This window comes from Achromobacter sp. JD417, from assembly GCF_041879325.1.
GTDB classification, from domain to species: Bacteria; Pseudomonadota; Gammaproteobacteria; order Burkholderiales; family Burkholderiaceae_B; genus Achromobacter; species Achromobacter mucicolens.
Map to the genome: position 1 here is coordinate 5,960,282 of NZ_CP087159.1, position 18,841 is coordinate 5,979,122.

Consider the following 18,841-nt stretch of genomic DNA (forward strand, 5'->3'; position numbering starts at 1 on the left):
AAATCCTTATGCAGCGGGGTGCGGGGAGGCGGCGGCCAGGCTGGCCTGAAAGCGCTGGGTCAGGCCGCGCGCCAAGGTGTGAGAGGGTGCGCGGGCGGCAACGCCGTCGCGCAGGAACTGCGAGGCCTCGCCCTGGAAGGCGATGTAGCCGTCGTGCCGCGGCCGGATCGAGGCCGCTTCCAGTGTGCGGGCCGTGTTGGCATAGAAGTTGCCGCTGGCCGCGTTCACGTCTGCGTCGGCCCAGCTGCCGCGATGGCTGGGCTGGCCTTCGTGCTGCGGGATGAAGCGGCTTTGGGTGTCGGCTGCCAGCAACCACAACAGGTGCGCGCGCAACTCTGGGCCCACGATGCAGCGCCGCGATATCGCAATGCCGGTCCCACCCAGGATCGATCCGGGCCGGCCAGCGTCGGCCTGGGGCGCGTCGCGGAACGTGAGCGGCTTGGCGACCGCGGAAGTGGCGTAGTTCACGTAGCCATAGACCAGCGGGCAGAGCGTGATGTCGTCGCGCGCGCTCATGTGGCCCAGCAGCGCGATCGGGTTGTAAGCCAGAGCGTGCGCGGGCGTGCGCCGCGCCAATTCGGAAAGCACGTCGCACGCGTCGGCGAGCGTCGCATCGTCGTGCCAGGCGCCGTGCGGCCGCAGATCCGTATCGGGTGCGAGCGCGGCGGCGATCGACTGCAGCGACAGAAACGGATGTGGTCCGCCCCAGCTGAGCGCGACCGAGCCGCTGCGTTGTGACAGCATCAGCACCTCATGCCAGGTGCGCGGCACGGGGCCGTCCAACCGGTCGGCGCGCGTGGCCATCACCTGCGTGGCGGCGTCCAGCGGCAGCGCCCATTGGCGGCCGGCCATGCGATAACTGTCGTACGACAGCCCGATGCTGTCGCGCGCGATCCGCGCCAGCTCGTCGGGCGCGAACACGGTGTCCAGCGCTTGCAGGCAATCGTGCGCCAGGGCTTCGCCAAGATGGGGGTGATCCAGCACCACCAGGTCATAGCGGGCGCAGAGTTCGGCAATGGGCGCCGACTCGAAACCCTCGAGCGATTGCTTGTCCCAGTGCACCTGCGGCGTGTGGGCGGTGGCCGCGTGCAGGGCGTTGTAGCCGCGCGGGTGATCCCAGGTCAGGCCGCGATAGGGCAACGCACGCTCGCTCATTCCGAGGCCCCTCGCAGCACCGCGCCCGAGGCCGCATGCGCGGCGATCTCGTCGGCGCTGAAGCCGAAGTCGCGCAGCACTTCGTCGGTGTGCTGGCCGGTAAGCGGTGCGCCGCGCACCACTTGGCTAGGGGTCTTGGAAAAGCGGATCGGAAAGCCCGGCGTCTTGATCCGGCCTTCGGTCGGATGCTCGTATTCGACGAACGTGCCGTTGTGCGCGATCTGCGGATCGTCGACCAGATCGGCGTAGCCATACACGGGGCTGCACCAGATGCCGGCGGCATCCAGCTTGGCGAACCAGTCGGCGGTCGAGGCGCGGGCCAACGTGTCGCGCACCAGCGCGTAGATCTCGTCGCGCTTTTCCCAACCGTCGCGCTCGCCGGCGTAGTCCGCCAGGCGCGGTTCTTCAGTCACGCGCGCCAGCACCTTCATGTCGGGCATGGCCAGCGCCAGATAGCCGTCGCTGGTCGCAAAGGTGCCATAGGGCGCGCGGATGTACACGTGCGCGTGCGGCTCGGCACTGCGCACCTGCGGTTTGTGCCCCACCGTGTACACCGAGAGCTCCTGCATCTGGATCGTGGTGATGGCATCCAGCATGTTGACCTCGACCTTCTGGCCTTCGCCGGTGCGCTCTCGGTGCAGCAGCGCGGCCAGCACGCCTTCGAACGCGCAATACGCGGTGACGGCGTCGACCACATACTGGCCCGCCGCGCGCGGCGCCTCGCCGGCCCGGCCCGACGACAGCATCGCGCCCGACATCGCCTGCAGCAGCAGATCCTGTCCGGGACGCGTGGCATAGGGGCCGTCCTCGCCGAAACCCGACATCGATACATAAATCAGGCGCGGGTTCAGGGCCGACAAGGTCTCGTAGTCCACGCCCAGGCGGCCGGCGACACCCGGCCGGTAGTTCTGGATGAACACATCGGCCTGCGCCGCGAGCTTCTGGATGATCTCCTTGCCGCCGGCGCTCTTCAGGTCGATCGCCAGCGAACGTTTGTTGCGGTTCAGCGAAAGAAAGGACACGTTGATCTTGTTGCCCGTGATGCCGCCGGCGGGCGCGTGCCGCTGCCATTCGCCGGTGGGCGGCTCGATCTTGATGACGTCGGCGCCCAGGTCGCCCAGGCGCTGCGCCGCGAACGGCCCCGCCATGGCGATGGAGCAGTCCAGAACCTTGTAGCCAGAAAGAATGCTCATTGCTTCTACCCTCTGCGTGGCGCCGATGCGCCTTTCAATGCATGACCCAGCCGCCGTCCACCGCCAGCGTCTGTCCGGAAATGAAACCCGCCTCGTCCGAGGCCAGGAACACGATGGCCGCGGCGATGTCGCCGGCGTGCCCGCGGCGCTTGACCGACTGGCGTTCGAGCACCATGCGGTTGTAGCCCTCGGGATCGGGATGGATCTTCTCGGCGTCGGTCGGGAACGCGCCCGGCGAAATGGCGTTGACCGTGATGCCCCACTTGCCAAACTCGCGGGCGAAGGCGCGCGTGACGCCCACCATCGCGCCTTTGGACTGCACGTAGGGCAGCAGGTTTTCCCATCCACCCGACAGCGTGATCGACGAGATGTTGATCACGCGGCCCCATTGCTGCTCGCGCATGCCCGGCAGCGCCGCGCGCACGATCTGCACGGCGGCCTCCACGTTCACGCGGTGCACGCGCGCCAGCTCGGCATCGCTGTATTCCTCGAACGGGCGCGAGGGATAGATGGCCGCGTTGTTGATGACCACGTCGATCGCGCCCTCGGCGGTCAACCGCTCAAGGTGCGCTTGCAGCGCGCTGGCGTCGGCAAGGTCCGCCTGCAGGATCTGAAGCTGCCCGGCAAGCGGCGCCGGCACGGTGCTGCGCAGGCGATCGATATGCCCGGCGTGGTTATCCAGCGCGATCACACGGGCGCCCGCTTGCAGCAGCGCGACCGTGGTGTCCACGCCAAACCCGCCCGCCGCGCCCGTGTACAGAACACGGCGGCCTTGCAATGAGAAGCGCGCGCTCATGGGCGCCCCGCGATGGGCGCAAAGCGCCCCGACAACGGCGGATAGTCGGTCTCGGGCTGCACGGCGATCGCGCGGATGCGCGCTTCGCAGGCCGCGATGTCGGCGGCCGAGCCCAGCACGCTAAACGTGGTGTCGTAGCAGCGCTCCTCGCCATGCTCCAGCCAGATGAGCTCGTTGCGCTCGCGCGCCGCGCCCTGGCCCAGCACATGGTTGGTGGAGGGCTCGATGCCCATCGCGTACTGGCCCGACTGCAGGTTCTGCCATTGATACTGGCAGGGGAATTGATGTTTGTAGGTGCTGACCTGCATCCCGAGGCCCAGCGCATCGTTCACCAGTGCGACCGGCACGCTGCCGTCGGCCGCGGCGGCCATCTCGTGCTGCCACACCTGCTCATGAAAGCCCAGTTGCGGCGCCGGCATGCGGCGGTAGCCCACGCCCTGCTTGCGGTAGTCCTGCTCGTGCGCGGCCCACACCACCTCGTGGATCGGCGCCAGATAGCGCGAGCCGGCGTCCAGCACCGGATAACCCAGGTTGATGTGATAGCAGAGCATATGGGGCGTGCGGTAAAAGCCGCGATTCACCACACGGTCCGACAGCTTGATGTCGTTGGTGCCCACCTCGATCTCGATGCGGCGGTGCAGCTCCAGATGCTCGCCGAACACGGTGCCCTGGCTCACCACCCCTTCGGCCCACAGCACGCAGCGATCGCCGTCCCAGCGTTCGCCGTAGCCGGTCAGCCGCGCGGGAATGGTGCCGACGCGGCCATGGATGGATTGCTTGGCCGTCTTGCGGGGGCCATACACATAGTTGTCGGCCGGCGCGTCGTACATGAACAGGATGTGATCCAGCCCGCAGGTCACCATGAGTCCCGAAAACGAGCGCATCCAGCCCAGCCCGCCCTCGCCTTCGTAGTCATGCAGTCCGGGATGGCGAAAGCCCGAGGGCGATTGCCATCCCATGGCAAAACCGCGGTATTCGCAATCGGCGATGTCCATCGCACGATCCACCAGCACCGTGAAACGCAGGCCCGTGCCGCTGCGGAACTCCAGCATGCGGATACCGCGCTCCAGCCCGTCGTCCAGCGTCATCAGGCGTACGCCGGCAAACTGCGCAAGCTGTCCGGTGCGCGCCTCTACGTCGCGGCGCGTCATCCAGGTTCCGTAAATATCAGGCATGAGTTCTCCCTGGCGGATGCGCGGGCGCGCGTCTGCCGGTGTCGGTGTTCAGAATCGTGTTCGAGCGGCGCGCCGCGGGCCTTGTTCGAGGATGGCTTCGCGGTGCGCCTGGCTTGCCTGCGGCGCCGGCCTACAGACCGTTCGCGCGCAGCCGCTCGTCGAGGAACTGCTTGGCGCGCGGCACGTCGTCTTCGGTCAGGTGTTCGATGATGATGGGAATGTTGGGGTGCTTCTTTGCCAGGCGCTGCAAGTACAGGTCGTAATTGAGCGCGCCCAGGCCCGGCGCGGGCAGCTCGATCTCGCCGACCCCACGGAACGTATGGCTTTCGGCCGCGCCCTCGTCACCGATATCGCTGTGCTTTTCCGACTTGTCATCGCCCGAACGCTTCACGTCCTTGGCATGCGCGATGCAGATCTTGTCCGAGAGCGCGTCGAACACCTGATTGAGCGTGCGGTCCATCTGGTCGATGTTGTGCGCTTCGAAGTAGTTCGTCGGATCCATCAGGAGGCCCAGGCCCGGGTGATCCACCTCGGCGAACATGCGCAGCGTCTCCTCTACCGATCCCACCACGTTGTTCACGTAGGTCTCCAGCAGGAACACCGCGCCATGGTCATAGGCATGTTGCGACAGCTCGGCGATCACCGCGCGGCACTGGTCCCAGCCTTCCTCGGTCTTGTTCTTGGGGTGATGCACCCAGTCGCTTTCGGTGTCGAACGTGCCCGTTTCCGAGATCACGTAAGGCGAACCCAGCTGGCGCGCGTGCGTGAGGATCTCCTTGAGATAGCCGTTACGGCGCTGGCGCTCGGCGGGATCGGGATGAACGATGTTGGTATAGGCCGAGATGCAGGACACCGGCAGGTCATAGTTGCGGAACGTGTCGCGGATCTGCGTGCATTTCTGCGCGGTCAACTGCCCCGGGCCGAGCTCCATGTCCTTGAAATGCAGGTCCAGCTGCACGGTGTTGAAGCCGTGCGAGCGGATCACCTTGGCGGTGCGCTCCAGCTCATAGGGAAAGTAGCCCGAGAAGATTCCGGTCTGGATCATGATGGTTGTCTCCGTCTGTTTTTCTGTCTGGTTATTCAACAGCCGGCAGCCATACCGTGCGGCCTTCGGCGATGGACGTATACGCGGCCTCGACCAGCGCCATCGTGCGTACGTTGTCGGTCACGCTCAACGCAGGCTCGGTGCCGCTGGCCAGCGCGTACTGCAACTGCTCCATCACGCCAATGAAGGCATGCGGAAACCACATCGTGTCCCACGTGGGCGTCACCCATCGCCCGTCGGTATGGCCTTGGGCCGCGCGCGAGGCGTAGCTCAGGGTCGACGGCTCGCCGGTGGGCCAGCCGATGGTGCCGCGCGCCACGCCCTCGGTGCCTTCCACGCGCCAGCGGATGTGCTGGTCGTCGGGGTATCCCTCGGCCCGCGGGCCGGACCACACGTCTTCGAGCGACAGCGCCAGCAGGCCGTTGCCAAATCGCAGCGTGGTGCAGACCAGCCCATCCCGATGCGCGAACTCGGTGCGCGGGTCGGGGCGGGTGATGCTGGTGATCTCGGTGGGCTCGCCAAACAGGTAGCGCAGGGCATCGAGGTGATGAACGCTCATGTTCGAGAGCGTCAGCCGGTCATAGCCGCGCAAGAAATCCTGCCAGTGCGGGATCGCGTGCATGTCGATCTGTGCGAACACCGGCGTGCCCAGCACGCCCTGGTCGAGCAGCTGCTTGAGCGTACGCATCGACTGGTCGTAGCGCATGTTCTGGTTGACCGATAGGATCTTGCCGGCGGCACGCGCCTCGTCGCGCAAGGCGCGGGCTTCATCCAGCGAGAGGGCGAGGGGCTTTTGCGCCAGCACGCCGCGCACGTGCGGGGCGGCTAATGCGGCGCGAATCAGCGCGGGCTGCAGGTCGGGCGGATACGCGATGTCCACGATCTCGATCTGCGGATCGGCGATCAGGGCCAGCGGATCCTCGTGCACACGCGGGTTGCCGTAGCGTTCGGCGACCGCGGCCGCTTTGCTGCGGGTACGCGACGCAATCGCCGCCACCGTGAAGCCGGCCTGCTGGTAGGCCGCCAGATGGCATTCGGCCATGATCATGCCGGCGCCGATGCAGCCGATGCGAAAGCGCCGTTCCCGGACGGGCGGGTCGGGCACCAAGGTGGGGTGCGACATGGTCTCCTCCTGCCGGCCTGGTGTGCCCTGTCGACTGCCTGGCACCCTGCCGTGCGGTGTTTGATGTATTGAGCCGCGATATTCACATCAAAACAATCAGGGGTAAAGGCGGAAGGCGCTCATAGGGCGGAAGCGTTACCTTTTTGATCTCGAATGATTGCAAATGATGGCTTATGATGGCCGCGCCGCCATCGTCCTGATGGTGTCTTGAGAGCCCGATCCCGCATGCGCCCCACCATTTCCCTCATTGCCCGCGAAGCCGGTATGTCCACCGCCACCGTGGACCGGGTACTGAACGACCGCGACGGCGTGCGCGGCAAGACCCGCGACCGCGTGCTGGCGATTGCCAATCGCCTGGGCTACTTCGTCCCGGGCGCCGAGGCCGCCAGTCAGGACGTCCGGGTCGATTTCGTTTTGCCCGCCGGTACCAACAGCTTCATGACCGCGTTGGGCCGGCACCTGCTCGAAGAAGCCGCCACCCGCCCCGATGTGCAGGCCCGCCTGCATCTGATCGAAGGGTTCGATGCCAACAAACTCGCAAAAAAGCTCTACGAGCTGCGCGAACAGACGCAGGCCGTTGGCTTGGTCGGACTGGACCATCCCCAGGTGCGCGACGCCATCATGGCGCTGCGCGACAGCGGCGTGCACGTAAGCACCCTGGTGTCGGACATTCCGATCTCGGCGCGCCTGGGGTACGTGGGCATCGACAACCGCGCCGCGGGCCGTCTGGCCGCGCTGTTGCTGGGGCGGTTTCTGCCGCAGCACACCGAACGGAAGGTCGCGGTGTTCGTCGGGTCATTGGCCTATCGCGGCCACGAAGAACGCGAGATGGGCTTTCGATCGCTGCTGAGCGAAGAGTTTCCGCACCTGCGCGTCGCCCACATTCTTGAGATCGGCGATGACCGCGACCGCGCCTTTGCCGTCACGCAGGATCTGCTGCGCAAGGACCCGCCGCACGCAATCTACAACATCGGCGCCGGCAATCAAGGCATCGCGCGGGCGCTGAAGGAGGCGCGGCCGGCTGAGGGATGGGCGGCCGACGCGGGGCCTGACGCGGCCCGGCCTAACGCGGCCCGGCCGATCACGGCGCCCTCTGCGTCTCGCATCGTCTTCGTCGGTCACGACCTTACCGAGGCCACGCGCCGCCTGCTGCTCGATCGCACCATGGACGCCGTGATCGACCAGAACCCGCGCGTCGAGGCGCGCGAGATCGTCAAGCTGCTGGTGGCGGCCGTCAAGGGCGCGCCCGAACCCAGCTACCTGCCGCGGCTGCAGGTGATCTTCCGGGAAAACATCCCGGAGCCGTGATGGCCCGGCTCGGGCGCAGTCGGGAACCCGTGCGCGCAGTTCGCACCGGCCCGGGCCCAGGTGAGACCCTGCCCATCCGAGGCGCTACACGCACGCTTCTTATCGCTTCTGCCGGCAAGTCCACGTAAACCCTCCTTTCCGCGCGCCGAAGCCCGGCTTGCGAAACCGCGAATTCCCAACCTCGCCCTTGTCGCGCCACACTGCCGATGCCTGCCCGCCATGCGCAGCATCGCGGGCCAAAGACACTACAAGGAGTGAGACATGTCCCACCGATACGCGCGCGCGATCAAACGCGCAGCCTGGCCCGTGCTGGCCCTGTCCTGCCTGGCTGTTGGCAACGCCGGCGCGCAAGGAGCCTACCCGAATCACCCGATTTCACTGGTCGTGCCGTTTGCCGCGGGCGGTCCCACCGACGTCGTGGCCCGCAGCCTGGGCGCCTCCATGGCCAAGACGCTGGGCCAGAGCGTCGTCATCGAAAACCGCACCGGCGCGGGCGGCACGCTGGCCTCGCAACACGTGGCCCGCGCCGCGCCCGACGGCTACACCTTCCTGATCCACCACAACGGCATGGCCACGGCGCCCGCGTTGTACCGCAAGCTGTCGTTCAATCCGCTGACCGACTTCGCCTATGTCGGCCAGGTCGCCGACGTGCCCATGACCCTGCTGGGCCGCAAGGATCTGCCGGCCGACGGCATGGCCAACTTCATCAAGTACGCCAAGGAAAACGGCAACAAGATCAACCTGGCCAATGCCGGCCTGGGCGCCGTGTCCCAGCTGTGCGGCATGCTGCTGCAGGAGTCGCTGGGCGTGCAGTTCACGACCGTGCCCTACGCGGGCACAGCACCCGCCATGACGGCGCTGCTGGGCGGCCAGGTGGACGTGCTGTGCGACCAGACCACGCAGACCATCCCGCAGATCAAGGCCGAACGCGTCAAGCTGTACGGCGTCACCACCCAGGAACGCATCAAGACCCTGCCCGACGCGCCCACCCTGCAAGAAGGCGGCCTGAAGGATTTCGAGGTCAAGGTGTGGCACGGTGTCTACGCCCCCAAGGGCACGCCGCCCGAGGCCATCAACAAGTTCAACGCCGCGCTGCGCGCCGCACTAAAGGATCCGGCTTTCACACAGAAGATGGCCGAGCTGGGCGCCGAAATCGTGCCCGAAGCCAAGCAGACGCCTGAGGGCCTGCAGACGTGGCTGAAGTCTGAAGTCGACAAATGGGGCGGAGTGATTCGCAAGGCGGGCGTGTACGCGGATTGAGGCCTGCGGCGCCCGCTTGGGCGCCGCGGCGGAACACAACAAGGCCATCTCGGCAGCGCCCGTGTGAAGGGGTACGCCTTCGAAGCGGTGGCCTTGTCGGAAAACACTTGATGCAGCCAGGGACGTTGGCGTTCGGACGGCTTCGTTCTAGGCGGTAGACCCGCGCTGGTTCACGATGACGCGAGCTTATGACGTCATCGCTTGAGCCTGTTCTACGGGGGAATGCGGTCGCCGCTGATGCCAATGGCCCCTGGCTGGATATCGTCGAATCCGCACAGCTGGTCAATTTCCTTGGGAAACCGAGCGAAAGGCACGTTGTACTGAATGAAGGCCTCCACGCTGTCGGGGAAAACAATGATCAAGAGCCAGCCGATCCACAGCGGAATGGTGATCGGCGCTTTCAACACGCCGTAGGGCCGAACGAGTCTGCCGCGCAATCCGGCATACCAGTCTCGGTAAGGTTGAAGGGTTTCTTGTTTGCGGCTAAGTCGAGGGGGTAACGGCGCAGGCTGGGGCAAACCTTCGGGCCCATGAGCCATAAAGGCTTGGAGATAAGACCACAGCGACTTGGCTGATCGGTCTCCGTCCAACAGGCCGAGGTTGCCGCATGCCGCACAGATTTCAGTTGGCGGATCCATCGCATAGTCGACGCCGATCAGGTAAAGCGGGTGTCGGCTGGTATAGCCGCTTGCTGAGACGATAGGGATGTAGCCGGCCATCGCTTCGAGCTCGTCCCAGTCGAGAACGTGAAGGAGCTTCCGGCTTGGATAGACGAAATACAGTTTACGAGTGCCTCGATGGATGCGTACGAACGCGCCACGACTTCTGTGGGCGCCGCTGGCGAGATAAAAGATAAACGCCATGACGGTCAGAGCAGGCGACAGGGCAATCATCATCATGGTCCGCTCCAGGGTCATATTTTCGAGGCCAACCGCAAGGACGCCGACGATAAATGTTGCGATGGCGATGTTTATGGACATGCCGATTGATGCTGCAGCACCGCTTTGTGCATAGTTGGCATAGGTATCGAGCTCAATGCAGTTCGCGTTGACCCTTCGTACACCATCCGGTTCCGGACTTGCAGACAGGGCGTCCCTTTCAGATAGAGGCGTGCCTCCAAAGCGAAAGCTCTTTGGGAGGCGCTTTATTGTGCCGGTCATCTCGGCGCACCTATGGGTTCGAGTTTTGCCGGATCGATTGAATTATGAAACCAACCACTCGAAGTGAATACCATTGGCGCAGGCGCATCAGGCTGTCGCAGCATGAGATCAGGATGTCCATCGGGGTCGGGGAAGTAGAGATATTGCAGTTCTACTTTTGTGTCCTTATGCATTTGAATCGCCCAGCCGCACTCATTGCCAGTGCTGCCTAATGAGGTAACGAGGCATTCTCGGCGGTAGTCGATCGCACTCGACCCGCGGGCGAGGATGATTGGTCCATGCACGGGAGAAAGCTTGATGCCGCTTAAGGAGAAGACCAGTTTTGTCTGGAATCTTTCTGTCGGCATGTCGGATATCCCGGGGATTTGGCAACTGATCCGGAGGTTGCCCACTGAATGATGTGGCGAATTATTCCAGGCGGGTGTCAATCGCGGTCGGTAGTACAAACTGTGGACAGCGTCGAGTTCTTCATGGTTGGAGTAATGACGTTCGTGAACACCCCACGCACTGTGTTTAAGCCAGATTTCGACCGGACCGTGTTTGGCCAGGTCGGCACCGAATGCAAACCCCACAATGAAAATAACTGCGACGCCCGCGACAATTGTCCAGCCCAACGGAGTGAGCCCGAGGGCGGCAACGGCTGCCCCGCCATTGCTGATAGTCGCGGCTGCTGCCATGCCGCCTCCCCACGTGGCTGCGGTCAGCACGCCACCTGCTAACGCTGAACCCATCAGCATTCCCCCAAGGACAGGGTTACTGTCTTTAAATGCGCTGATCGATCTGATGGAGTCAGATGCGGACACAAGTCCGGATCCCAATGCTCCAAAAACTGCCATCCCATATTTTGCTGAAAGGATTTTCATTCCCCTTTCGGCAAGTTTGCTCGCACGTCCTGTGGTCGTGCTGGAAACCATAGATGTGCCAAGTTCTATGCTGGCAGCGACGACCGTACTCATGGCTCCGAAAAGACCCACATAGTTGGCAACCGGAGCGCTGTTGTCTTTCTGCTTCTTCCAGGCACTAGCCAAGCCTTTTAAAGCTAAGAGCCCACCCAGACCGGAAAACAAATGCCCTAGGGGCCCTCGCACACGGTTCAACATATTGATGAACGGATTGCCCGTCATCTGAATTGAACGTGGTGCCGGGAGTGCAGATCGATCGCCTCGGATCGGATCAGTTGTGCGGGAAGTCGCGTCATCAACCTGCACCCAGTCAAAGACTGACGCCCTTTTTGCGGAGTCTGCGGGATTGCTCTTCGGGGGCGGCATCTTCCACTCACGAAATTTCTCTTCGCCTAGGGCTTGATACCCTTGAAATTCGTAAGCTGCACGCTGCAAATCCGCAATTCCGAAGTCATATCGCACAATGGTGATGCCGGCTCTGATCTCCATCACGTGCCGCAGACGAGGCACAAATGCATCCGCCACTTTGGATTCCGGCACAGCCTGCAGCAGCCCGATGAGGGCGTTGGAGGCTGCCGTTAGCTTGTGCTCTTCCAGAAATCTGTCCAAGACGCTGAAAAGATTCTTGGCAAGCTCCCCGGAACTGGCCTTCAGACGGGCAAGAAGCAGTTCGTTGCCATTGGCCAGCGCGAGCCAAAAGGGACTTTTGTCGACGGGAAGATTGATCAGGTCATTCAACACCTGTATGCCATCTTTCGCGTGCACCAGACCGCCAATGCACTGCAGAACGGCGTCCTCATAGTCATGGGCGTTGTGGATCACGCCGCGATCAAAGCAACGCAGCGCCTTGCCCAGCAACCGCGAGGGATCGATAAGGCGAACCCACGCAACGGAATCCGCTACCGCTGCTGCGATAGTGCGGTCAAACGCTTCGATTTCCTTGGCGTAGACGCCGGGGAATGACATGGCGCCGCTGTAGTTCACCAAGTTTTGCTGCCGCGTGATCGTGTTGGCGACGTCTGGGTTTCTACCCGCCTCTTTCTTCATCGCCTCGAAGTAATTGCGGATGAGCGTTGCGCTCTGCAATTTGTGCGCGTTGCGTCCGGCGTATTCCGTCTTGCGGGTCACGGAATGGGTAATCCGATAATGAAGCTCGCTGGCGATCCCGATCGGATCCTGCAACGCAACCACCAGGGGCGTGAAGTCCTTGCGGGGCAGCAACGCGAGGTACATGTTGGCTTGAATGTTGTGGTGATTTGGCGCCTTTTCCGAGAACTGGATTTCGCTCCATCCAAACGGCCGGGGCGCGCCATGTCCGGATGGCGAGACGAGTTCCGGTGCGGCCTCGCCCAGCAGCGTCGCGTCGAAGATGTGTTCTTGATACGCATTGCCCGCAGGCCTGCATTGCGTGCTCAATGCATCGCGAAGGCCGCCGTCATTGGTTTCGATGGCCCACAACGTGCGGTGGGACAGCAGCGTGTCGCTCACCAGGATGTGTACGGTTTCGGCAGTCTTTGCGTCCGGCGCGAAGAGATACGTCTGAGCACCCACCGTATCGGGCCGGCTGAGCCGGCCCGGCGTGGCATCGTCGTCGTCCGCATCACGCCACCAGATACGGGCGAATCGCACTTCCTCGGTGACTTGGTAATGCTGCGTCCACATACGCCCGTGCTCGAAGTAGAAAAGGTAGACGTAAGTGCCCGGACGCAATGTGCGCAATCCGTACGCTTTGCCGGCCTTGAGTGCGGGATAGCCCTCGGTGTTAAGGCGGGGAAACACCTCCCTGTCCCACGCGTGATCGGCAATGCCATAGCGCAGCGGATACAGGGGCACACCGCGTTCGCAGGCCGGTGGGGAGATGGCCTTGCCCAGGCGCTTTTCATTCGGGCGAATGGAACCCAGTGCCTTTTTGTAGTTCACCGCTTTGTCGTCCACCTGATGAGGCTCCTTTACCGCGCCACAAGGGTCGAGAGCCGCGCTTCGGCGTCCACCAACCGCTGTTTTCCCGGAATGTGCCGGCTGGTCAGCATTTCGCGAAGCGCATTGTCTGTGGAGAAAAACGCTTGCGGGTAGCGAAAGCGCAGATCGACGTAGCGGCGAACGTCGCGTTCCAAGATGAGTGCGAGTTGATCGCCCGCCTCGTGCATGAAGAGGTCGATGCAACGCCACAGGACTGGTTCATTCTTTGGATCGTCGTAGGCCGGCGTTCGCTGGCGAACACTGCGCGCGCAGTCACGCATGAACCACGCGAGGCTGGCCTCGTCGAGTGAGATCTCATCGGCTTTCGTCAAGGCGATGGGCTCGTCCAGCGCGGTTGTGGCTTGCCCCGGGAAGGGAGAGTCCGCAACCAGCCATTCGCCCTGATGCTCGTCGCCCGCATACCAGATGAAGCGTTGGATGGGGCCGAACAGCCTGGCCAGGGTGTGCGCGTTCAAGCCTTCGCAGAACTCTTCAAGCGCCCGCGCGCCGTTAAGGCTGAAGCTGATCGGAAGTCCGTCTGAACCCGTCAGTTGATGCAACTGTTGCAGATGGGCGACCAGGTTGTCGTGATCGTCAGAGGCGAGCAGGATGATCCCGGTTTGCTGACGGAACCAATGGTCAAGGGCGTGCGTGAACAAGGCCTCGTCGAGGGGCACGAGCAGGGGACCATGGCGATAGCCTGGGTTGCGGTACTCCCGAGGCGTGTCGCGCCAGACCCACCGGTGCTCGAATGCCCTTGTGATTCGCAGAACGTCGCTTTCGAGTGCGTCGCTGCGGGCGCCGTCCAGAAAAATCCAGGGGCGGATACCGTGTTCCAGCGAGGTCCAATCCGGACATGGCAATGTACTTACCACCCGACGCGTCCATCTGGACGCATCGGCCATCAAATCAGTCGCCGCTCCCGCCATGTGAGTTTCACTCGTTGATTGAACAAAAAGTCGTTCAATCTAAGGCGGAGCCGCGCCCTTGCACATATGAATACTTCGAAACTGCTGAGGCGCGAGTCTGAGTTACCAGAAAGAAAAATCCCCACGCAGCGTAACGCTTCGTGGGGATCGATCTGACCAACTTATTAAGACCGGGAAAGACGCCGGCCCTTCACGACGGCAGCCAGCGGCATTTCCGCCGCCGCGCCGCCGACCGCTCACACCGTCAGTTCCTTCCAAATCGCCAGCGGCGCTTCGGAATGGTTCAGCGTGTAGAAATGCAGGCCGGGCGCGCCGTTGTCCAGCAGCGTCTGGCACAGCTCGGTCACGACGTCCACGCCAAAGGCGCGGATCGAAGCCTTGTCGTCGCCGAATTCGGCCAGGCGCAGGCGGATCCAGCGCGGGACTTCCGCGCCGCACATCTCCGAGAACCGCAGCAGCTGCGTGTGGTTCGTGATGGGCATGATGCCCGGCACGATCGGCACGTTCACGCCCTTGGCGCGGGCCCGGTCGACGAAGTCGAAATAGGCGTCGGCATTGAAGAAGTACTGCGTGATGGCGGCATCGGCGCCCGCCTTCACCTTGGTCACGAAATGATCCAGGTCGGCCGAGGGATTGGCGGCCTGGGGATGCATTTCGGGATAGGCGGCCACTTCGATGTGGAACCAGTCGCCGGTTTCCTCGCGGATGAACGACACCAGCTCGTTGGCGTAGCGCAGCTCGCCCGCGTCGCCGCCCATGCCCGACGGCAGGTCGCCGCGCAGGGCCACCACGCGCCGCACGCCTTCGCGCTTGTAGGCCTGCAGGATGTCCCGCAGATCCTGGCGCGATGCGCCCACGCACGACAGGTGCGGCGCGGCGTCACAACCCAGGTTGCGCAGCGTGCGCACGGCGTCGGCCGTGCCGGCGCGCGTGGAGCCGCCCGCGCCGAACGTCACGCTGACGTACTTGGGCTGGATGGCCAGCATCTGCTTGGCCGCGCGCACCAACCGCTCCTGGCCGGCCAGGTCGCGGGGAGGAAAGAATTCCAGACTGAAAGCAGGAGAAATCGATTCGGACATATCAGTATTTTTATGGCTAAGCGCCGCATTCGGCCAGTGTGACAGCGCGGGGTGCCGCGGATCCGGGCTCCGCCGGTCCGCAGGCACGCCCCTGGGGGAAGCGCGCAGCGCTCGGGGGGGATCTCTACCCTACGGGATCAGCTTGGTCAGGAGACCGGAAATGATGCTGTACAGGATCGCGCCACCCACGGCCCACCAGAACCCGTTGACCTGGAAGCCCTTGAGCACTGAGCCCACGAACCAGAACAGCAAGGCGTTGATGACGATGAGGAAAAGCCCGAGGGTAACGATCGTGATGGGCAGCGTCAGCAGCACCAGGACCGGCTTGACCAGCATGTTCACCAGGCCCAGCACCAGCGCGGCGATGAGCGCCGAACCGAAACTGGCCACCGTGATGCCGGGCAGCAGGTAGGCAACGGCCAGCAAGGCCACCGCGTTCAGGATCCAGACGAGTATCAGTGTCACCATGTTCGAACTCCTGTATTGACGCTCCGCGGACCCGTCGACGCCGGGCGAAGACGGGCGTGACCCGCAGATCGGAAAATCCGCGCCGACATGGCGCGGTATTTTCCTATTGTGCTACATCCATCAATAGCGGTAGTGGTTGGGCTTGTAGGGGCCCTCGACCGGCACGCTGATGTAGTCGGCCTGATCCTGGCGCAGCGTCGTGAGCTTGACGCCCAGCTTCTTCAGGTGCAGGCGGGCGACCTTCTCGTCCAGGTGCTTGGGCAGCACGTAGACTTCGCCGGACTTGTAGGCTTCGTTGCGCGTGAACAGTTCGATCTGGGCGATCGTCTGGTTGGCGAACGAGGACGACATCACGAACGAGGGGTGGCCGGTGGCGCAGCCCAGGTTCACGAGACGGCCCTGCGCCAGCAGGATGATGCGCTTGCCGTCCGGGAAGATGACGTGGTCGACTTGGGGCTTGATTTCTTCCCACTTGCAGTCGGCCAGGGCAGCGACGTCGATTTCGTTGTCGAAGTGGCCGATGTTGCAGACGATGGCCTGGTCCTTCATGGCGTTCATGTGCTCGCGGGTGATCACATGGTAGTTGCCGGTGGCGGTGACAAAGATGTCGCCGTGGGCGGCGGCTTCTTCCATCGTCACGACCTTGAAGCCTTCCATGGCGGCCTGCAGGGCGCAGATCGGGTCGATTTCGGTGACCCACACTTGCGCGCGCAACGCGACCAGCGCCTGGGCGCAGCCCTTGCCCACGTCGCCGTAACCGGCCACAACCGCAATCTTGCCGGCGACCATGACGTCGGTGGCGCGCTTGATGCCGTCAACCAGCGATTCGCGGCAGCCGTACAGGTTGTCGAACTTGGACTTGGTGACCGAGTCGTTGACGTTGATGGCGGCAAACGCCAGCTCGCCCTTCTGCGACATCTGGTACAGGCGATGCACGCCGGTGGTGGTTTCTTCGGTCACACCCTTGATCAGCGCCAGGCGGGTCGAGTACCACCTCGGATCGCGCTTGAGCGTTTCCTTGATGGCGGCGAACAGGATGCGCTCTTCGTCGCTGCCCGGGTTGGCCAGGACGGAGAGGTCCTTTTCGGCCTTGGTGCCCAGGTGCAGCATCAACGTGGCGTCGCCGCCATCGTCCAGGATCATGTTGGCGTTCTGGCCGTTGGGCCATTCGAAGATCTTGTGCGTGTACTGCCAGTACTCTTCCAGCGTCTCGCCCTTGACGGCGAAGACCGGCGTGCCGGACGCGGCGATGGCGGCGGCGGCGTGGTCCTGCGTGGAGAAGATGTTGCACGAGGCCCAGCGCACTTCGGCGCCCAGCGCCACCAGCGTTTCGATCAGCACGCCGGTCTGGATGGTCATGTGCAGGCTGCCGGCGATGCGCGCGCCCTTGAGCGGCTGCGACGCGGCGAATTCCTCGCGGATGGCCATCAGGCCGGGCATTTCGGTTTCGGCGATGGCGAGTTCGCGGCGGCCCCAGCCGGCCAGCGACATGTCGGCGACGAGGTAGTCGGTAAAGGATTTATCAGTCACAGCGTTCATGGTGTGTAGGCTCCACGTAAATTACGAACGGCGCACGAGATGGCCGGACAACGCGAATACACCACGACAGTCGAGTGCTCGCCTTTCCCGCCATACGCGACAAAGGTGAGCGCCGTTGCTGTAGCGACGCGCAAGGCGCGGCGCTTGAACAAGGATTCCTGAGCCTGGCGAGCCGGGGTCCGCATGGGGTGGCCGCGCAAGGGGGCCACCTGGGGGACCGCAGGGTCGTCGCAACGCTCCTCAGGATTGCCGGGCATTGTACAAGGTTGGCGCCCCGAACGGCCAGCACATCCGGGCCGAGCGTCTGTATCAGGTTGTGGTGGCCCAGGCGTTGGCCGCCCCGCGCGAATCCCCCTGCGTCAGCGGCACCAGTGCATCCAGCAGGTCCGCGGCGACCGAATCCCAGCTGCGGGTCAGCGCGTGTGCCCGCACGGCGTCGCGGTCCAGCGGCAGCGCGGCCAGGCAGGCGCGCTTCAGGTCGTCGTCCAGCCGGCCCGTGACGCCCTCCTGCACCACGGCAATGGGCGCCTCGCTGCGGAAGGCGGCAACCGGCGTGCCGCAGGCCATCGCCTCCAGCATGACAAGCCCGAAGGTATCGGTCAGGCTGGGAAACACGAAGACGTCGGCCGCCGCGTAATACCCCGGCAGCGCGCCGTCCTGCTGCATGCCCAGGAAGACGGCGTCCGGAAATCGCTTTTTCAGGCGCGCCTCGTCGGGCCCCGCGCCCACCACCACCTTCGTGCCCGGCAGATCCAGGGACAGGAAGGCATCCAGGTTCTTTTCCTTGGCGACGCGGCCCACGCTCAGCCAGACGGGCCGGGGCAGATCCCGGAACGCCTGGCTGGACGCGGGCTGGAACTTGCGCGGATCCACCCCGCGCGACCAGACCCGCAGATTCGCCAGCCCGCGCCGCACGAGGATGTCGCGCACCGTGGGCGTGGGCACCAACACGCACTGCGACGGCCGGTGAAACCAGCGCAGGTAGCGCCACGGGAGCGCGGCGGGAATGCCCATGCGCGCCTGCAGGTAGTCCGGAAACATGGTGTGAAAGGACGTGGTGAAGCGCCAGCCGCGCCGCAGCGCCATGCGGCGGGCCGCCAGCCCCAGCGGGCCTTCCGTGGCGATGTGCAGCGCATCGGGAATGGTGTCGCCCAGCACGCGGCGCAATTGCCGGCCGGGCGTGAGGCACAGGCGCAGATCGGGTTCGGAAGGCGCGGGGAGGGTTCGGCTGCCCTCGGGGCTCACCACGATCAGCTCGTGGCCCCATTCGCTGAGGATCTGCCGCATGGTCGTCCAGGTGCGGACGACGCCGTTGACTTGCGGATGCCAGGCATCCGTGACGAGAACGATGCGCATGATGGAGCCGGAAGTGGGCAATGGCGCTATTGAGCCTACGCCATGTGACAAGCCCAAGACGGGGACAGGGTCCCGGCCCTCAAGGCCACGAAAGCGGTGTGGCGCCCCCGGCGCGGCGCGTCAGTTGTTGCGCCGCGGATACCCTTGCGAGCGGATGCGGATCCAGACTTCGCGCTTTTCGGCTTCCGACATGAACACCCAGTTGGCGACTTCCATGGCGGTGCGGCCGCAGCCGCGGCAGATGTCGTCAAACAGCGTGGAGCAGACGGCCACGCAGGGCGAATCCGAGGCCTTGAAGGCGCGTTGCGCGTCCTCGGCGTCGGGCAATTCGGAAAGATCGGCGAAGTAACGATTCATGGGGCGAAGGTTAACACCAGGGGTGCGTCCCTTTTTG

General features: G+C 64.2%; 16 protein-coding genes and 1 riboswitch. Of the genes, 2 read left to right on the forward strand and 14 right to left on the reverse strand.

Features of this window, described 5'->3' with window-relative positions; all coding sequences use genetic code 11:
• Nucleotides 1-6: 6 nt before the first annotated feature.
• The 6 genes from LN047_RS27390 to LN047_RS27415 form a co-directional block, all read right to left on the reverse strand.
• Nucleotides 7-1,155 carry a hypothetical protein gene (locus LN047_RS27390; RefSeq protein ID WP_373980747.1) on the reverse strand — a complete coding sequence of 383 codons (1,149 nt, stop codon included), beginning with the start codon at nt 1,153-1,155 and terminating at the stop codon, nt 7-9.
• Nucleotides 1,152-2,348 (reverse strand): CaiB/BaiF CoA-transferase family protein, encoded by a 1,197-nt coding sequence (locus tag LN047_RS27395; protein ID WP_108007271.1) that lies wholly within the window; start codon nt 2,346-2,348, stop codon nt 1,152-1,154. Before LN047_RS27395 ends, LN047_RS27390 begins: the two co-directional genes overlap by 4 nt.
• Before the next feature lie 34 nt (nt 2,349-2,382).
• Nucleotides 2,383-3,144, reverse strand: coding sequence for an SDR family NAD(P)-dependent oxidoreductase (locus tag LN047_RS27400; protein ID WP_373980748.1), 762 nt, complete (start codon nt 3,142-3,144; stop codon nt 2,383-2,385).
• Entirely contained in the window at nt 3,141-4,319 is a 1,179-nt protein-coding gene (locus LN047_RS27405; RefSeq protein WP_373980749.1) for an aldose 1-epimerase family protein, read from the reverse strand. Before LN047_RS27405 ends, LN047_RS27400 begins: the two co-directional genes overlap by 4 nt.
• Before the next feature lie 130 nt (nt 4,320-4,449).
• Nucleotides 4,450-5,364, reverse strand: coding sequence for a sugar phosphate isomerase/epimerase (locus LN047_RS27410; protein ID WP_056327319.1), 915 nt, complete (start codon nt 5,362-5,364; stop codon nt 4,450-4,452).
• A gap of 31 nt (nt 5,365-5,395) precedes the next feature.
• The gene (locus LN047_RS27415; RefSeq protein ID WP_373980750.1) at nt 5,396-6,487 is read right to left on the reverse strand and encodes a Gfo/Idh/MocA family protein; all 1,092 of its coding nucleotides are present in this window, start codon (nt 6,485-6,487) and stop codon (nt 5,396-5,398) included.
• 225 nt (nt 6,488-6,712) lie between these two features.
• Here LN047_RS27415 and LN047_RS27420 point away from each other — a divergent pair, with 225 nt between their 5' ends.
• Complete coding sequence (locus LN047_RS27420) at nt 6,713-7,795, forward strand: LacI family DNA-binding transcriptional regulator (protein WP_373980751.1); 1,083 nt, start codon at nt 6,713-6,715, stop codon at nt 7,793-7,795.
• Nucleotides 7,796-8,056: 261 nt separating this feature from the next.
• On the forward strand, nt 8,057-9,055 hold the full coding sequence (locus LN047_RS27425; RefSeq protein WP_062838895.1) for a tripartite tricarboxylate transporter substrate-binding protein: 999 nt from the start codon (nt 8,057-8,059) through the stop codon (nt 9,053-9,055).
• A gap of 212 nt (nt 9,056-9,267) precedes the next feature.
• Here LN047_RS27425 and LN047_RS27430 read toward each other — a convergent pair whose 3' ends face one another.
• The 8 genes from LN047_RS27430 to LN047_RS27465 all read right to left on the reverse strand — a co-directional run bounded on the left by LN047_RS27430 (nt 9,268) and on the right by LN047_RS27465 (nt 18,804).
• Entirely contained in the window at nt 9,268-10,215 is a 948-nt protein-coding gene (locus LN047_RS27430; protein ID WP_373980752.1) for a DUF6708 domain-containing protein, read from the reverse strand.
• Nucleotides 10,212-13,052 carry a toxin VasX gene (locus tag LN047_RS27435; protein ID WP_373980753.1) on the reverse strand — a complete coding sequence of 947 codons (2,841 nt, stop codon included), beginning with the start codon at nt 13,050-13,052 and terminating at the stop codon, nt 10,212-10,214. Before LN047_RS27435 ends, LN047_RS27430 begins: the two co-directional genes overlap by 4 nt.
• Nucleotides 13,053-13,066: 14 nt before the next feature.
• The gene (locus tag LN047_RS27440; RefSeq protein WP_373980754.1) at nt 13,067-13,981 is read right to left on the reverse strand and encodes a DUF4123 domain-containing protein; all 915 of its coding nucleotides are present in this window, start codon (nt 13,979-13,981) and stop codon (nt 13,067-13,069) included.
• A 260-nt stretch (nt 13,982-14,241) separates the two neighbouring features.
• Nucleotides 14,242-15,084 (reverse strand): methylenetetrahydrofolate reductase [NAD(P)H], encoded by an 843-nt coding sequence (gene metF / locus LN047_RS27445; protein ID WP_062838890.1) that lies wholly within the window; start codon nt 15,082-15,084, stop codon nt 14,242-14,244.
• A 129-nt stretch (nt 15,085-15,213) separates the two neighbouring features.
• Nucleotides 15,214-15,549: a phage holin family protein gene (locus tag LN047_RS27450; RefSeq protein ID WP_056327402.1), complete on the reverse strand. Its 336-nt coding sequence runs from the start codon at nt 15,547-15,549 to the stop codon at nt 15,214-15,216.
• Between the two features lie 123 nt (nt 15,550-15,672).
• A complete protein-coding gene (gene ahcY / locus LN047_RS27455) occupies nt 15,673-17,091 on the reverse strand; it encodes an adenosylhomocysteinase (protein ID WP_373980755.1) in 1,419 nt (472 codons plus the stop codon).
• Between the two features lie 100 nt (nt 17,092-17,191).
• Nucleotides 17,192-17,339, reverse strand: a riboswitch (S-adenosyl-L-homocysteine riboswitch).
• Nucleotides 17,340-17,400: 61 nt separating this feature from the next.
• The gene (locus LN047_RS27460) at nt 17,401-18,447 is read right to left on the reverse strand and encodes a glycosyltransferase family 4 protein (protein ID WP_373980756.1); all 1,047 of its coding nucleotides are present in this window, start codon (nt 18,445-18,447) and stop codon (nt 17,401-17,403) included.
• A gap of 120 nt (nt 18,448-18,567) precedes the next feature.
• Entirely contained in the window at nt 18,568-18,804 is a 237-nt protein-coding gene (locus LN047_RS27465; RefSeq protein ID WP_056327298.1) for a DUF1289 domain-containing protein, read from the reverse strand.
• Nucleotides 18,805-18,841 lie beyond the last annotated feature (37 nt).

Excerpts from the sequence above, each read along its gene's own strand:
- LN047_RS27415 (WP_373980750.1), bottom strand. The coding sequence starts at position 6,487 with ATGTCGCACCCCACCTTGGTGCCCGACCCGCCCGTCCGGGAACGGCGC.
- LN047_RS27460 (WP_373980756.1), bottom strand. The coding sequence starts at position 18,447 with ATGCGCATCGTTCTCGTCACGGATGCCTGGCATCCGCAAGTCAACGGC.
- LN047_RS27395 (WP_108007271.1), bottom strand. The coding sequence starts at position 2,348 with ATGAGCATTCTTTCTGGCTACAAGGTTCTGGACTGCTCCATCGCCATG.
- ahcY (WP_373980755.1), bottom strand. The coding sequence starts at position 17,091 with ATGAACGCTGTGACTGATAAATCCTTTACCGACTACCTCGTCGCCGAC.
- LN047_RS27410 (WP_056327319.1), bottom strand. The coding sequence starts at position 5,364 with ATGATCCAGACCGGAATCTTCTCGGGCTACTTTCCCTATGAGCTGGAG.
- LN047_RS27390 (WP_373980747.1), bottom strand. The coding sequence starts at position 1,155 with ATGAGCGAGCGTGCGTTGCCCTATCGCGGCCTGACCTGGGATCACCCG.
- LN047_RS27440 (WP_373980754.1), bottom strand. The coding sequence starts at position 13,981 with ATGGCCGATGCGTCCAGATGGACGCGTCGGGTGGTAAGTACATTGCCA.
- LN047_RS27405 (WP_373980749.1), bottom strand. The coding sequence starts at position 4,319 with ATGCCTGATATTTACGGAACCTGGATGACGCGCCGCGACGTAGAGGCG.
- metF (WP_062838890.1), bottom strand. The coding sequence starts at position 15,084 with ATGTCCGAATCGATTTCTCCTGCTTTCAGTCTGGAATTCTTTCCTCCC.
- LN047_RS27400 (WP_373980748.1), bottom strand. The coding sequence starts at position 3,144 with ATGAGCGCGCGCTTCTCATTGCAAGGCCGCCGTGTTCTGTACACGGGC.
- LN047_RS27430 (WP_373980752.1), bottom strand. The coding sequence starts at position 10,215 with ATGACCGGCACAATAAAGCGCCTCCCAAAGAGCTTTCGCTTTGGAGGC.
- LN047_RS27420 (WP_373980751.1), top strand. The coding sequence starts at position 6,713 with ATGCGCCCCACCATTTCCCTCATTGCCCGCGAAGCCGGTATGTCCACC.
- LN047_RS27465 (WP_056327298.1), bottom strand. The coding sequence starts at position 18,804 with ATGAATCGTTACTTCGCCGATCTTTCCGAATTGCCCGACGCCGAGGAC.
- LN047_RS27425 (WP_062838895.1), top strand. The coding sequence starts at position 8,057 with ATGTCCCACCGATACGCGCGCGCGATCAAACGCGCAGCCTGGCCCGTG.